This window comes from Micromonospora sp. NBC_00330 (assembly GCF_036136635.1).
GTDB classification, from domain to species: domain Bacteria; phylum Actinomycetota; class Actinomycetes; order Mycobacteriales; family Micromonosporaceae; genus Micromonospora; species Micromonospora salmantinae.
Genome location: NZ_CP108012.1, coordinates 7,234,777 through 7,248,795, shown reverse-complemented (window position 1 = coordinate 7,248,795; position 14,019 = coordinate 7,234,777). Strand labels below are relative to the sequence as shown.

The 14,019-nt window shown below is 72.4% G+C and carries 14 protein-coding genes and 1 tRNA gene; 5 read left to right on the top strand and 10 right to left on the bottom strand.

Features of this window, described 5'->3' with window-relative positions; translation table 11 throughout:
- The first annotated feature begins 1 nt into the window (after position 1).
- Positions 2-823 (top strand): SURF1 family cytochrome oxidase biogenesis protein, encoded by an 822-nt coding sequence (locus tag OG598_RS33145; RefSeq protein WP_442931437.1) that lies wholly within the window; start codon positions 2-4, stop codon positions 821-823.
- Positions 824-833: 10 nt separating this feature from the next.
- Here the strand turns inward: OG598_RS33145 and OG598_RS33140 are convergent, their stop codons facing one another.
- The 5 genes from OG598_RS33140 to OG598_RS33120 form a co-directional block, all read right to left on the bottom strand.
- On the bottom strand, positions 834-2,426 hold the full coding sequence (locus OG598_RS33140) for an ATP-dependent DNA ligase (RefSeq protein ID WP_328652447.1): 1,593 nt from the start codon (positions 2,424-2,426) through the stop codon (positions 834-836).
- A gap of 92 nt (positions 2,427-2,518) precedes the next feature.
- Positions 2,519-2,725, bottom strand: coding sequence for a hypothetical protein (locus OG598_RS33135; RefSeq protein WP_030333429.1), 207 nt, complete (start codon positions 2,723-2,725; stop codon positions 2,519-2,521).
- Positions 2,726-2,802: 77 nt separating this feature from the next.
- The gene (locus OG598_RS33130) at positions 2,803-4,146 is read right to left on the bottom strand and encodes a dipeptidase (RefSeq protein WP_328655505.1); all 1,344 of its coding nucleotides are present in this window, start codon (positions 4,144-4,146) and stop codon (positions 2,803-2,805) included.
- A gap of 36 nt (positions 4,147-4,182) precedes the next feature.
- Positions 4,183-5,328, bottom strand: coding sequence for a M48 family metallopeptidase (locus OG598_RS33125; protein ID WP_112681323.1), 1,146 nt, complete (start codon positions 5,326-5,328; stop codon positions 4,183-4,185).
- Between the two features lie 67 nt (positions 5,329-5,395).
- Complete coding sequence (locus OG598_RS33120) at positions 5,396-6,010, bottom strand: uridine kinase family protein (RefSeq protein ID WP_328652446.1); 615 nt, start codon at positions 6,008-6,010, stop codon at positions 5,396-5,398.
- Between the two features lie 184 nt (positions 6,011-6,194).
- On the opposite strand from OG598_RS33120, the gene OG598_RS33115 reads away from it, so the two are divergent.
- Positions 6,195-6,596, top strand: a complete 402-nt coding sequence (locus OG598_RS33115) for a rhodanese-like domain-containing protein (protein ID WP_112584171.1) — start codon at positions 6,195-6,197, stop codon at positions 6,594-6,596.
- A 168-nt stretch (positions 6,597-6,764) separates the two neighbouring features.
- Here the strand turns inward: OG598_RS33115 and OG598_RS33110 are convergent, their stop codons facing one another.
- The 3 genes from OG598_RS33110 to OG598_RS33100 form a co-directional block, all read right to left on the bottom strand.
- Positions 6,765-8,303 carry a cobyric acid synthase gene (locus OG598_RS33110; protein ID WP_328652445.1) on the bottom strand — a complete coding sequence of 513 codons (1,539 nt, stop codon included), beginning with the start codon at positions 8,301-8,303 and terminating at the stop codon, positions 6,765-6,767.
- Positions 8,300-9,292: a cobalamin biosynthesis protein gene (locus tag OG598_RS33105; protein ID WP_328655504.1), complete on the bottom strand. Its 993-nt coding sequence runs from the start codon at positions 9,290-9,292 to the stop codon at positions 8,300-8,302. The genes OG598_RS33110 and OG598_RS33105 overlap by 4 nt, the downstream gene beginning before the upstream one ends.
- A 298-nt stretch (positions 9,293-9,590) precedes the next feature.
- A complete protein-coding gene (locus tag OG598_RS33100; protein ID WP_328652444.1) occupies positions 9,591-10,388 on the bottom strand; it encodes a single-stranded DNA-binding protein in 798 nt (265 codons plus the stop codon).
- Positions 10,389-10,692: 304 nt separating this feature from the next.
- Here OG598_RS33100 and OG598_RS33095 point away from each other — a divergent pair, with 304 nt between their 5' ends.
- Both OG598_RS33095 and OG598_RS33090 read left to right on the top strand, forming a co-directional pair.
- Positions 10,693-11,112 (top strand): HPF/RaiA family ribosome-associated protein, encoded by a 420-nt coding sequence (locus OG598_RS33095; RefSeq protein ID WP_328652443.1) that lies wholly within the window; start codon positions 10,693-10,695, stop codon positions 11,110-11,112.
- Positions 11,113-11,266: 154 nt separating this feature from the next.
- Entirely contained in the window at positions 11,267-12,322 is a 1,056-nt protein-coding gene (locus tag OG598_RS33090) for an alpha/beta hydrolase (RefSeq protein ID WP_328652442.1), read from the top strand.
- Between the two features lie 21 nt (positions 12,323-12,343).
- Here OG598_RS33090 and OG598_RS33085 read toward each other — a convergent pair whose 3' ends face one another.
- The gene (locus tag OG598_RS33085) at positions 12,344-13,039 is read right to left on the bottom strand and encodes a hypothetical protein (protein WP_328652441.1); all 696 of its coding nucleotides are present in this window, start codon (positions 13,037-13,039) and stop codon (positions 12,344-12,346) included.
- 160 nt (positions 13,040-13,199) lie between these two features.
- Between OG598_RS33085 and OG598_RS33080 the strand changes: the two genes are divergently transcribed.
- Positions 13,200-13,272: transfer RNA gene (locus OG598_RS33080), tRNA-Arg, on the top strand.
- A 39-nt stretch (positions 13,273-13,311) separates the two neighbouring features.
- Here OG598_RS33080 and OG598_RS33075 read toward each other — a convergent pair.
- Positions 13,312-13,824, bottom strand: coding sequence for a hypothetical protein (locus tag OG598_RS33075; protein ID WP_328652440.1), 513 nt, complete (start codon positions 13,822-13,824; stop codon positions 13,312-13,314).
- Positions 13,825-14,019: the final 195 nt, after the last annotated feature.

Below are 14,019 nucleotides of genomic sequence, written 5' to 3'. Positions count from 1 at the left end.
CGTGTACCGGTTCCTGCTGAGCCCACGCTGGCTGGGCGCTCTCGCGCTGACAATGGTCGCGGCCGCCGTCATGGTGTTCCTCGGCAACTGGCAGCTGGACCGCTACCGGGGGCGCACCGAGGTCAACGAGCGGATCGACGCGGGCCAGCGGATGGCTCCCGTGCCGCTCGCCGACGCGCTGCGCGCTCCCGCCGGCGGCGCGGGGACGGCCGGTCCGGCCCCCGCCGAGGACAAGGTCTGGACCCGGGTCACCGTCACCGGTCGGTACGACCCCACGAACACCGTGCTGGTCCGTGGCCGGACGGTGGACAGCCGGGTCGGTTTCGAGGTGCTCACCCCGCTGGTGCTCACCGACGGCACGGCGCTGCTGGTGGACCGGGGCTGGATCCCGCCGGCGCCCGGTGGGGCGACCGCCCAGCCGTCGGTGCCGGCCGCGCCGACCGGCGACGTGACTGTGGTCGGCCGGGTGCACGAGACCGAGAGCGGCGCCGGCGCCGTGGCCCGACGCGACGGGCTGCTGGAGATCCGGCGGATCGGGGTGTCGCGGCTGGCCGGCGAGCTTCCCTACCCGGTCTACGGTGCGTACCTGCTGCTCGACGAGCAGACCCCGGCGGCCGATCCGGTGTTCAAGGCGGTGCCGGTCGGGCACGCCAACAACTGGCAGAACTTCGGCTACGTCGTGCAGTGGTGGCTGTTCGCGGTGATGGCCCTCTTCGGCTACGGCTGGGTGGCCCGTCGGGAGGCCCGCCGGGCCGCCGGCATCGGCACCACCCCGGCTCCGCTGGACCGGGCCGCCGAGCCGACGCCGACCGCTTCCGCCTGACCTCGCCCGGTCAGCCGGTCACGCGGCCGGCGTGGATGGCGCGGACCGCGTCGATGGTGTCGGCCTCCGCGGCGGACTTGTCGTCGCGATAGCGCACCACCCGGGCGAACCGCAGCGCCATCCCGCCGGGATAGCGCGAACTCGTCTGCACCCCGTCGAAGGCGATCTCCACCACCTGCTCCGGCCGGACCCGGACCACCCAGTCGCCGCGTTCCACGGCAAGGTCGAGGAACCGCTCGGTCTGCCACCGCAGCAGCTCGTCGGTGAGCCCCTTGAACGTCTTGCCGAGCATCACGAAGTCACCGGTGCGCGCGTCACGCGCACCCAGATGCAGGTTGGACAGCCAGCCCTTGCGTCGGCCGCTGCCCCACTCGACGGCGAGCACCACCAGGTCGAGGGTGTGCCGCGGTTTCACCTTGACCCAGGCGGCACCACGCCGGCCGGCGTCGTAGGGGGCGTCCGGCGCCTTGACCACCACGCCCTCCTGCCCGGCGTCGAGAGCGGCGGCGAACGCGGCGGCGGCCTGCTCCGGGCCGTCGACCTCCATCCGACCGACCAGCAGCGACGAATCCACCGAACCCGCGAGAGCGGCCCACCGATCCCGGCCGGGACTGTCGATCAGATCCTGACCGTCGAGGTGCAGCAGGTCGAAGAAGTACGGGGTGAGCACCGTCGCGCCAGTGCTGGCGGCCGCCGCGAGCACCGCCGGAGCGACAGGTGTGCGCCCGGTGGTGCTGGGGGTGGTGCGTCGGGCGGCCCGGCTCGACGTCTGCTGGAACGGCAGTGGACGGCCGGTCTCGTCCAGGCCGATCGCCTCGCCGTCGAGGACCAATTCCCGGCCCGGCAGTGCACGGACCGCGGCGACCACCTCGGGCACGCGGGTGGTGATCTCGTCGAGGCTGCGGGTGAACACGGCGATGTCGGTGCCGGAACGGTGCACCTGGATGCGGATGCCGTCGAGCTTCACGTCGACCACCGCCGGCGTGCCGGTCGCGGCGAGCGCCTCGTCGACCGAGGGGGCGCTCTGCGCGAGCATCGGCGCCAGCGGGCGGCCGACCTGTAGACCGAACCCGGCCAACTCGGCGGCCCCTCCGGCCAGCGCGGCCACCGCCACCGCCCGGAGATCACCGGCGAGCAACAGCGCCCGGCGGACCGCCGCCACCGGCACCTCGGCGGCCCGGGCCACCGCGTCAGCGAGGAGGCCGGCCTGGGCGCCCTGCCGCAGCTCGCCACTGAACAGGCCGGTGAGCAGCCTCTGCTCGTCGGCCGTGGCCGCCGCGTAGAGGGCACCGAGCAGCGCCCGACGCCGAGCCTGCGAGCCCGAACCGTGCACCGCGGCGATCTGCGCGATGGCCGCGTCCACGGCGGCCACCGTCAACGTCGGCTCGGCGGCCGGCGGCGGCAGGTCACGCAGGCTCGCGTAGCCGACCCCGGTCTGCCGTTGGCGCAGCTCACCGGCGAGATAGCCGGCACCGGGCTCGACCTCGTCGGGGTCCAGCCGGCGCAGCGCGTCAGCGAGCAGCCCCACCTTGGCCCGTCGGCCGCTGGTGGCGCCGACGGCGGCGGAGGTGGCTGCCAGATCGAGGAACCGCACGCAGGTCATCCTGCCAGTCACCTCCGACACCGCCCGGGCATTGCCGTGCCCGGGCGGTGTCGGCAGGGTGCCGCCCACTCACGCGGACGACGGATCAGGGCCTAAGCGGAGACGGGTTCTTCGATGCGCAACCCTCGGGCGCGGACCTCGCCGGCGACCCGGGAGAGCACCGAGTCGAGGGCGACCAGTGCGGCGGAGAGCTCACCGAGCTGTTCGTTGAGCGTGTCCTCGGACCACGCGGAGACATCGACATCTCCCAGCGCGCTGACAGCGGCCCCCAACCGGGCCATCACCTCGTTCGTACTCATGTACGAAAGGCTATAACAGCTGACCATCCGACACGCCGTAAACTCCCAGATCAGGCCCAAAGTTGCCGTTCTGACACCTAACTGCTCACGGCCGCCACGTTGCCCAGGAGCAGTGCCTCGGCGAGGCAGACCCGGGCGAACTCTCCCAGGTGCAGACTCTCGTTCGGGCCGTGCGCGCGGGCGTGCGGGTCCTCCACGCCGGTCACCAGGATCGCTGCCTTCGGGAACATCTCCTGGAAGGTGGCGATGAACGGAATCGAACCGCCGACGCCGATGTCCACCGGGTCGGTGCCGTCCCAGGCGGTCCGGAAGGCCGAACGGGCGGCGTCGAACATCGGCCCGGACGCGTCGATCACGCACGGGTCACCGTCGTGTTCGAAGGTGACAGTCACCTGCGCACCCCACGGCGCGTGCTGCTCCAGGTGCGCGCGCACCGACGCGTACGCCCGCTTGGGGTCGTCGCCCGGGGCGAGGCGGATGCTGAGCTTCGCCTTCGCGGCCGGGACCAGGGCGTTCGGCGCCTCGCCGGTGGACGGCGCGTCGACACCGAGAATGGCCAGCGCCGGCTTGGTCCAGAGTCGGTCGGTGATCCGGCCGGTGCCGATGAACTGCACGCCGTCGGCGAGCCCCGCCTCGGCCCGGACCCGGTCCTCCGGATAGTCGACGGTGGCGCCCTCCCGGCCGACCAGGCCGTCCACTGCCACGTCACCGGCGTCGTCGTGCAGCGTCGCCAACAGCCGGACCAGCGCGGTGAGCGCGTCCGGCACGGCGCCGCCGAACATGCCGCTGTGCACCGCGTGGTCCAGCGTGCGCACCTCGACGAAGCAGTTGACGATGCCCCGCAACGAGGTGGTCAACGCCGGTACGCCGATGTCCCAGTTACCGGAGTCGGCGATCACGATGACGTCCGAGGTGATCTCGTCGCGGTGCTCGGCCAGCAGTTGCTCCAGCGAGTCGGAACCGTACTCCTCCTCGCCCTCGATGAAGAGGACCACGCCGACCGGCAGCGCGTCACCGTACGCGCGCAGCGCCGCCACGTGCGCCATGACGCCGGCCTTGTCGTCGGCCGCGCCCCGGGCGTAGAGCCGGCCGTCCCGCTCCACCGGCTCGAACGGGTCGGACTCCCACAGCGACCGGTCGCCGACCGGCTGCACGTCGTGGTGGGCGTAGAGCAGCACTGTGGGCGCGCCGGGCGGGGCGGCCCGACGGCCGATCACCGCAGGTTGGCCGCCGGATCGCACGATGTCGACGTCCAGGCCACAGCCGCGCAGCAGCTCGGCGACCGCCTCGGCGGAGCGTTCCACGTGCGAGTGGTCGAAACCCTCGAAGGCGATGCCGGGGATGCGGACGAGGCGCTCCAGGTCGGCCCGGACACCGGGCATCTCCCGCTCGACGGCGGCCCGCACCTCGGACTCGGACATGATCGGTGAGGTCATGACCGGCATCGTATGCCGGCCTTACCGGGGCGTGCCGGCGGAGCCCGTACCGTCACCGCTGTCCGCAGGGCCGGCGCCGGCCCGCGCGCCCGGGGCGGCCCGCCCGGCGCGGTGTGCGCGGCCCGCCGCCTCGGTGGCGGCGTCCATCCAGGAACGGGCCCGACCGGCGGTGCCGCCCACCCACTCGCCGACGTCGCTCGCGCCGTCGCCGAGCCGGCGCAGCAACCCGACCAGGGGGTCGGTGGACCGGCTGAACTCCTCCCGGTACGACTCGGCAGCCGCCTTGATCTCCTCTGACACGCTTGTCGAGCTGTCGTCCTCGCGGCGCGGATAGTCCCCCGCCAACACCTGCCCGTACGCCCCGGAGTCGATCCACTGCCGCAGCGACGCCGCTCGCGCCACCGGCACCGGGTGGGTGCTCCACGCGGTCATTCGGATCTTGTGCAGGCTGTCGCGCAGGTCGCCGCCGCCGGCGTACTCGGCGGCCTGTTCCAGGAAGGCGGTGGTGTCGACCTGGGACAGGTCACCGCCGCCGGCGAGCTTCATCAGCAGCCGCAGCGCGGCGGCCGGGTCCTGCCCGGCGAGCAGGCCGGCCCGGTCGGCGGAGAGTTCCGCCTTGCGCCACCACTCCAGCATCGCGGCGATGATGGCGCGCAGCGCGATCGCGCCGACCGGCAGCCAGCTCAGGTTGGCCGCCCAGCGGGTGAGGATCATGAGCATGGTCTTGTAGACCGCGTGCCCGCTGCCCACGTGCCCCAACTCGTGGCCGAGCAGGCAGCGCAGCTCGTCCTCGTCGAGTTGCTGCACGCAGGCGGAGTTCAGCACGATGAACGGCCGCTCCAGCCCGACCGCCTCGGCGCCCAGCCAGGGCGACTGGGTCACGTACAGCTCGGGCAACTCGGCCACGTCGAGCGCCGCCGCCGCCTCGGTGTAGCGCTGCCACACGGCCGGATACTGCCGGTGGTCGACCCGGATGCCGGAGGCCAGCACGGACAGCCGGAAACCCCGCTCGTTCCACATCCCGAAGAACGCCCGCACCACGTCGTCGAAACCGCGCAGCTCCCGCAGCGCGACCAGGGCACCCCGGTCGGCTGGATGCTCCCAGGCTCGCGAGCTGATGCCGGTGAGGGTGATCCGACGCCGCGCTGGCGCGTCCGCTGCCGTCATGGTGGCTCCCCGTTCGCCGTAGCTCTCCGCATCGTGCCGCAGTCGGTGGCCGACGTCCATGCCCCGCTCAGCGGAGTCGCACGTAGTACCGGTCCGCGTCGTGCGGCAGCGTCGGCGCGCCGTCCACCAACAGGTCGGCGTGGGTCGCGGTCTCGTCGACGGCGAAGTGCGCCCGCTCCCCGTCGTGCCAGCGGCGCAGCTCGGGCAGGATCTCCGGACCGTCCCGGGCGACGGCGCGAGCCAGCCGCAGCGACGCGGGCGCGGTGACGAACACGGCCAGCGTCAGCTCCGGCCGGACGACCGCCCGGGCGGCACTGACCCCCTCGACCACCAGCACCGGAGCCACCGGCACCGGAACCGGCCGGGGCAGGAAGCACTGCCGGACCCAGCTGTACCGCCGATAGGCGCCGGGCTCCCCGTTCCGCAGCGGGGCGAGCACCCCCTCGTCGAGCCGGGGCCAGAAGGTGACCTGGTCGTCCCACCCGTCGAGCAGGTCGTCGGTGTGCACCACCGGCGGTCGGCCGCCGAGCGACCCCGCCAGGGCATCCGCGAGCCGCGCGGCGAACCGGCTCTTACCCGCGCCGCTCGGCCCGTCGACAGCGACCAGCCGGGTCCGTCCCAACCGCGCCGGGCCCGCGAGCACCCGACGAGCCAATTCGGCGTACGCCTCGACGACCGCCACGGTCGGCAGGCCAGTTCTCGGGTTCAGCGCAGCCTCCCGTGGTGCATGAGCGAAGTATGCCGCCACCGCCCTGGCCGGCCACCGTCACGTCCGGGGGAATTGGTGCGGCGACGGGTGACGGGCGGCCCGTTCGCCGCCCGGGGTGCCACCGAATCGGCATGATCGGGTGGTGCTCCGAGACGTAATGAGCCCCGGTATAGACGCCCTACTCGAACAGGCCCGCGCCGGGCTGCACCGACTGACTCCGCAGCAGACCGTCGAGGCGGTCCGCGGCGGCGCGTTGCTGGTCGACACCCGCACCGAACTACAGCGCCGCGAACAGGGCGACCTGCCGGGCGCTGTCGTCATCGACCGGACCGTACTGGAGTGGCGCCTCGATCCGGCCAGCGCCTGGCGGATCCCGGAAGCCACCGGGTACGACCGGGAGATCATCCTGGTGTGCCGACAGGGTTACAGCTCCAGTCTGGCAGCCGCCAGCCTGCAGACCCTCGGCCTGCGCCGGGCCACCGACATGATCGGCGGCGTGGACGCCTGGCTCGCCGCCGGCCTGCCCACCACCGACCGTCCCGCCGACATCCGCCCCTGAGCCCCCGACCTTGCCCTTCGAGTGCCATTCCGGGCGGTCGGTCTGCGCAAGATCGCGCTCGATCCAGGAAACAGGCCCCTCCTTCGTGGACGAGGCCCCTGCAACAACGATCGAGCACGATCATGCGCGGTCGTCGCCTTCACCCTCCCCAGGGGACGGTGAAGGCGGTCAGGACGGGGCGCCGGGTGGGATGAAGGGCAGGTCGGCGGGTGGGCCGGCTTCGATGAGACGCCAGAGGGCAACGGTGTCCAGGTGTTCCTCGACCAGGTCGCCGAGCAGGTCTAGTGAGCGCTCCCGGGCGGCGGCGAAGCTGGTGGCCGGCGCGACCCGGAACCCGCTGCGGCCGGCCAGGCGAGCCGCCTCGGTGAGGAACCACCGGCGGAACTCGTCGGACTCGAACGCCCCGTGCCAGTGCGTGCCGTGCACCACACCGAGCACGGCACCCTCTCCGACACCGTCGTCGCTGGTCAGCAGCGGGGTCAGACTCGGGTCGGCCTGTGAGACGTACCCGTGGTGGATCTCGTAGCCCCGCACCGGGAGGCCACCGTGGCCGGTGCCCACCGACTGCCGGACGGTCTTGCGCGGGTCGAAGGTGATCTCGATGGGCAGCAGACCGAGCCCCGGCACGCTGCCCTGCCGGCTCTCGACCGAATCGTGGATGGCGCGGCCGAGCATCTGAAAGCCGCCGCAGAGGCCGAGCAGGGGTTTGCCGGCCGCCACATGGGTGGCCACCGCGTCAGCGAGACCGGTTTCGCGCAGCCACCCGAGGTCGGCGACGGTGGACTTGGAGCCGGGTAGGACGACCAGGTCGGCGGCGGCCAGTTCGGCCGGTTCGATGGTGAGGCGTACCCGGACGCCCGGTTCGGTGGCGAGCGCCTCCACGTCGGTGGCGTTGCTGATCCGGGGTAGGCGGACGACGGCCACGTCCAACCATTCACTGCCGTGCGGGGCGGCGGGTCGACCGAGCACCCGGCCGTAGGCGAGTGAGTCCTCCGCGTCGAGCCACAGGTCCAGCGCCCAGGGCAGCACCCCGTACGTGGGACGGCCGCTGACCTGACGCAGCATGCCCAGGCCCGGCTGGAGCAGCCCGAGGTCGCCCCGGAACTTGTTGATCACGAACCCGGCGATCAGCGCCTGGTCGGCCGGGTCGAGCAGGGCCACTGTGCCGAACATCGAGGCGAAGACACCGCCCCGGTCGATGTCGCCGACGACGATGGTGGGCAGGTTGGCGTGCCGGGCCAGCCCCATGTTGACGTAGTCACCGGCCCGCAGATTGATCTCCGCAGGGCTGCCGGCGCCCTCGCAGATCACCACGTCGTACGTCTCGCGCAGCTCGGCCAGTGCGGCGTACGCGGTCTCGGCGAGCCGGGGACGCAGCTGCCGGAAGGTGCCCGCAGTGATCGTGTCGACCGCCTCGCCCAGCAGCACCACCTGACTGGCCAGGTCGCTGCCCGGCTTGAGCAGCACCGGGTTGAACCGCAGGTCGGGTGCGAGCCCGCACGCCGCTGCCTGCATGGCCTGGGCGCGCCCGATCTCGCCGCCGCGCCCGTCCGGCCCGACGACCACCGCCGAGTTGTTCGACATGTTCTGCGCCTTGTACGGCGCCACCTTCACCCCCTGCCGGTGCAGCCAACGACAGATGCCGGCGGTGAGCACGCTCTTGCCGGCGTCGGACGTCGTACCGGCCACCAGCAGCCCGCCGCTCACCGCCCACTCCCCCGCCGACCCACGGCGCCGAACAGCGCACGCCTGCTCACCGCGCCAACCAGCCGGCCGAGCGTCACCGGGTACGCGGCGGCCAACCCGACGGCGGCCAGCCCCACCGCGCCGGAGATCCGGGCGGCCCGCTTCAGGTGCCGCGCCTCCGGGCGGGGACCGTCGCCGAGGAACGGCCGCACCTCGGAGCGCCCGAAGTAGACGTTGCGACCACCGAGGCGGACCCCGAGCGCACCGGCCATCGCCGCCTCGCACTGACCGGCGTTGGGGCTCGGGTGGTCGTTGCGGTCCCGCCGCCACACCTGCCAGGCACGCTGCCGGTCCCCGTGCGCGACCGGCGCGACGGCGATGGTGAGCAGCCCGGTCAGCCGGGACGGCACGAGGTTGAGCGCGTCGTCGAGCCGAGCGGCCGGCGTGCCGAACCGCGCGTAACGCGTCGACCGGTGCCCGACCATCGCATCGAGGGTGTTCGCCGCGCGGTAGCCCAGCAGCCCGGGCAGGCCAGCTACCGCACCCCAGAGCAGCGGAGCGACCACCGCGTCCGAGGTGTTCTCCGCGACCGACTCGACTGTGGCACGGGCCAGCTCCAACTCGCCCAGCGTCGACGGGTCGCGCCCGCAGAGGTGACCGAGACGTCGCCGGGCGGCGGGCAGGTCACCGTCACGCAGCGTACGACCCATGACTGTCGCCTCGTGCCGTAGCGTGCGACCGCCCAGCACTGTCCACGTGCCGGCCGCCACCAGCACCGCCCGGGTCACCGGCCGGTGCCGGGTAGCCGCCGCGGCGACCGCCCCGAGCAACACCGGCCCGCCCACGGCCAACGCGGTGAATGCCGTACCCGCCGTTCGGTCCGGACGGTAGAGGCGGCGCTCCAGCGCGCCCGCGGCCTGCCCGAAGCCGGCCACCGGGTGCCACCGGCGGGGGTCGCCGAGCACCCTGTCCAGCGCGTACCCGGCCAGCAGCCCCACCGCGTTCGCCATCGGCGCTGTCCGTCGCACCCGCACCACCTCCGGCCGGCCAGCCTAGACGAGCACCCCGTGAACCAGCCCAGCCCACGGTCCCGTACCAACAACGAGAACCCGTGGAGTGAACAGGCGGGCCAACCGGCCGCCGCCCGTCACGCGGGGTGACGACGCCGATCGCGCCGCCACCCCGCCCCCGTCGTGCCGCACCGCGCCGTGCCGTGCCGGGTGCTGCCGTGGCGCCGCAGCACCCGTGACCGAGACGGCGCCTCGGCCAGCTCGACCGCCGCCCAACCGCGACGGCCGAGCCGGCCGGTCAGGCTGGCTGCGGGATCCGGCCCCGACCACGCCGCCCTCGACCGGGCTGCGCCGGCTCCGGCTGCCCCTCGTCGGGCACCGGCCCCAACTCGATGTCCAGGTCACCGTCGGCGTTGTCGTCGTCCGCCTCGGGCGGAGGGGCCAACTCGTCGTCGAGGTCCGGCGGAGGGTCGACCTGCCCTGCCGGCCCGCCGCTCGCAGGCGCTCCGCCGTCACCGAAGACCCCGCCGCTCGGGGAGCTGGCATCGTCCGCCGGGACGTTGCCGAACGGGCTGGTTCGCAGCTCGGCGTAGTCGGGCAGCTCGAAGTCGTCGTCCAGCGGACGGTCGTCGGGCAGCACGGGGGTCTGCCCGGCCGGCACCGGCTCGGTGGGCTCGCCGCGCACCCGGCTCTCGGCTTCCGCGTCCTCCACGGTGCTGGTCGCCATGCTCGGCCGGTTGCGCAGGAAGCGGGCGCGACCCCGGGACAGGTCGTGGCCGACGGCCACCGCCTCCAACTCGTAGAGCGTGCGGTGGTTACCGCCGTCGTCGGTCCAGTCGCGGGTGTAGAGCCGCCCGCAGACCACCACCGGATCGCCGACCATGACGGAGGCCGCCACCCCCTCGGCGAGCTTGCGCCAGCAGTTGACGCGGACGCGGAGCGAATTGCCGTCAACCCACCGGCCGCTGTCCCGATCGAGTCGGCGGGCGGTCGAGGCGACCTTGAAGTTGGCCACCAGAGTGTTGCTCTGGGTCGTACGCCGCCACTCGGGCGTAGTCAGCACATTGCCGACGATTGTCACGTAAGTGTCGAACATCGTCCCTCCAGGGGGATCGGGGCCTGCCAGCGCGAGTCGACTCGACACCGAGCATCGACACTGAGGACGCCCTTCGTGAGCGCCCATCCCCGACCTGTGGATGACGAGCCCACCTGTGGACAACGCCCTGATCAAGCCCGGACGTGGTACGCCCGACCCGCTCGACCCGCCGTCCACGGTTTCCCAGGCCACCCGAACTGGGTAAGGACTTGATCAACGCACCACCGACAGCTCCACGTCGACGAGAGGTCAGCGCCATGATGATCACTACCATCGGCTCCGCGAACGCTTCCGAGGCGCAGCGATGAGCGCCGTGGCGAACCCGGCCACCGTGGCTGAGTGCCTGCGGGTGGGCGCCGGGTTCTCCCAGGGCGACCGCAACTGGATCGCCGAGCAGTTCGCCACCCTCGACGCCCGGCTCGCCAGCTTCCACGCTGACGCCACCGAGCTGGAGGTGTCGGTGAAGGACCGGGAGGCCCGTGGTCAGAAGGTCACCCTGGAGTGCTGGATCGCCGGCCGGCAGAAGATCGTCACCACCTCCGCCGAGGAGGACCTGCACGCCGCCCTGAACGACGTCCGTGACGACCTGCGCCGCCGGCTCAACGACGCCAAGACCCGCCAGGAGCCCCGGCACAACAAGCACCTGCGCGACCTCCCCCAGCCGCAGTTGGAGCCCGACGAGTCCGATGACGCGGCCCCCCGCGCCGACGCGGAAACGGCCTGACCCACGCCTCACCCCCGCGATCTTGCACTTTCGGCTCCCGAACAGCGGCTATTGCCCCCTTGTGTCGGGACAGAAAGTGCAAGATCGCGGGGGTTGGCGGGGGCGGGCGGGCGCGGGCTACCGCTGGGTAGGTTGGCGGCGTAGCGTCGCGGACGTGGAACCGGACGTGTTGGGGCCGCCCTACGAGCGGCAGACGATCGACCTTGGCACCGACGACGAAGGACCCGTTGTCGCGACACTGGTCCGGCGGCGGGCCGAGCGCCCCACCGGGCGGGCCGTGCTCTACGTGCACGGTTTCGTCGACTACTTCTTCCAGACGCATCTGGCTGACTTCTTCGCCGAGCGAGGCTGGGATTTCTACGCGCTCGACCTGCGCAAATACGGCCGCAGTCTGCTCCCCGCCCAGACCCCCAACTTCTGCCGCGACATCAGCGACTACTTCCCAGAGCTGGACGCCGCCGCCGAGATCATCCGCTCCGACGACGGGCACGACACCCTGCTGGCGATGGGTCACTCCACCGGCGGCCTGATCATCTCGCTCTGGGCGGACGCTCGCCGCGACACCGGCACCATCGACGGCCTGGTGCTCAACAGCCCCTTCTTCGACCTGAACGCTCCCTGGGCGGTCCGTCGACCCCTCGCGGCCGCCGCGTCCCGGCTGGGCCGCAGGGCGCCGCACCGCATCCTGCCGTTCGGGCTGGGCACCGTGTACGGCGAGAGCATCCACTCCGACCACCGCGGCGAGTGGACCTATGACCTGGCGTGGAAACCGCTGGCCGGGTTCCCGGTCCGGGCCGGCTGGCTGAACGCGATCCGCACCGGGCAACGCCGGCTGCGCGCCGGGCTGAACATCCAGGTGCCGGTCCTGCTGGCCTGCTCGACCCGGTCCTTCCGGGGCACCAAGTGGCACGACAACGCGACACTGGCCGACGCCGTACTGGACGTCGAGCACATGGTCCGCTACGCGCCCCGCCTCGGCCGCCACGTCACACTGGCCCGCTTCGACGGCGGGTTGCACGATCTCACGCTCTCCGGCCCCGCCGTACGGACGAAGGTCTTCGACGAGGTGGGCCGCTGGGCCGAGGCGTTCCTCGCCGCCGGCCCCACCGCCCCGGCCGACCCAGCGCCGACCAACGCAGTCCCGGCCGACGCAGCGCCGGCCAACGCGCAGACGGCCGGCGCGGCGGGGGCGGCGACGCCCGGCGGCTGACCAGGGCGGACGGCGCGCGGTTCAGACGTCGCCGGGCGTCGCCGAGAGGACGGCACGGATCCGGTCGAAGGTCGCCACCGGGTGCGCGCCGACACCGGGCAGGACCAGGCCCAGGCAGTACGGGGAGACCTCACCGGTAGGTTCGGCCTGAACGATGAAGACCGGCGCGCCGACGTACCCCGGCGGCAGCTCGGTGGTGATCAGCACGGCGTCCCCGTCGCGGACCACCCGCTCGATCGCGACCTCCAGCGGTCGCGACCCGTCTTCGCGTACCCCATGGGCCAGCACGAAAGCGGAACTGGCGTCGGCGCCGAGGCGGGCGACCACCTCGGGCCCGGCGGCGATCCCCGCCGGCACCGGCTGGACACGCCACCGCCAGCCGCCGTCGCCGGCGTACCGGTGCAGGCCGGCGGTCGGCAACACCGCGACCCCGTCGCCCGCGAAGCGGGCCCAACCGGGCACGATCTCGGTCTCGGAAATGACGGCCGGGGCCACCCCCGCCGGCTCGGTGACGCTCGCCCGCAGGCTCAACTCACCACCCGAACCGCCCACCAGGTCGGCCGCCGTCAGCAGCGACTCCCCCACCGGGTCGTCGCCGCCCTGAAAGAAGAAGGCGGTACCGACGTCGCCCGATGACCGGTACGGCAGGATGGCGCGACCTACGACCTGGCACAGCTCGTAGGCGACGTCGCTCTCGGCGTCGGAATCCAGCAACACCAGCCAAAGGTACGGTCCGCGGCCAGGCCGCCTCGCGGTAACCCGGATGCCCGCTACGAGGCGGACGTGAGACTCTGCTCGGCAACGTGGACGCGGGCACCCTTTTCGCCGTCGGGCAGTGGGACGGCGGTACCCTCTGGGCGCGGCATCCACGCCACACGCGCCCGTAGCTCAGCGGATAGAGCAGGGGACTTCTAATCCCAAGGCCGCAGGTTCGAATCCTGCCGGGCGCACGCACCGCCACTGTTGCAACTTCTGCCGGTCAGCCGCGCTCAGGCAAGTAGCGCCCGAAGCTGCCCTATCGCGTCCAGCACCTCAGCGCGGTGCCTGCCGTTCTTGATCCACGCCGGCAAGCGCTCGACCAGGGTCTGGCTTCCCATGTGCTGGCCGCGTTCCCGCAACCGAGCGGACACGTACGTCTCCAGCAGGTTCAGGTGCTCTGCGTTGTACGCCCAGAGCACACGCCCACGGCACTTCGTCGACAACCAGAGTGGCAGGCCGAAGTAGGGGTCATTCGGACCCGAGAGTTCAGGGAAGGCGCGCGCGTTGTTTGCGAGGCGAGGAGCATCCCAGAGGTCGGTATACGCGCACCCGAGACAACTGAGCCGACGACGCAGCCAAACATCATGCCGAGTACCGTCGGCCAGTTCCTCGGGACAAGGAAGGACCGAGGCACGTTCTGCACAGCGTGGGCAGCGGACGAAGACCTCGCCAGCAGCCAAGCCGCCCAGCCAATGCCTCGGATCGCGGAAGCGCCCGGTGTTCCTTTTCCCAGCCGCCGCCATAGATCAACTGTACAGCCGTCGGTACAGCCGAGAACGCCACCACAGGCCGAAGTGGTGCGCTGGTCGTCCCTTGTGGAGGGATTTGAGCAGGGTTCCCGCTATGGCCTTGCTCATTGCGCAGTCCGCCACTGCATCCATCCTTGCTCTTCCGTCCACTGACGGTAGTATCTCCGTGTTTTTGCTTGCAACGGGGAG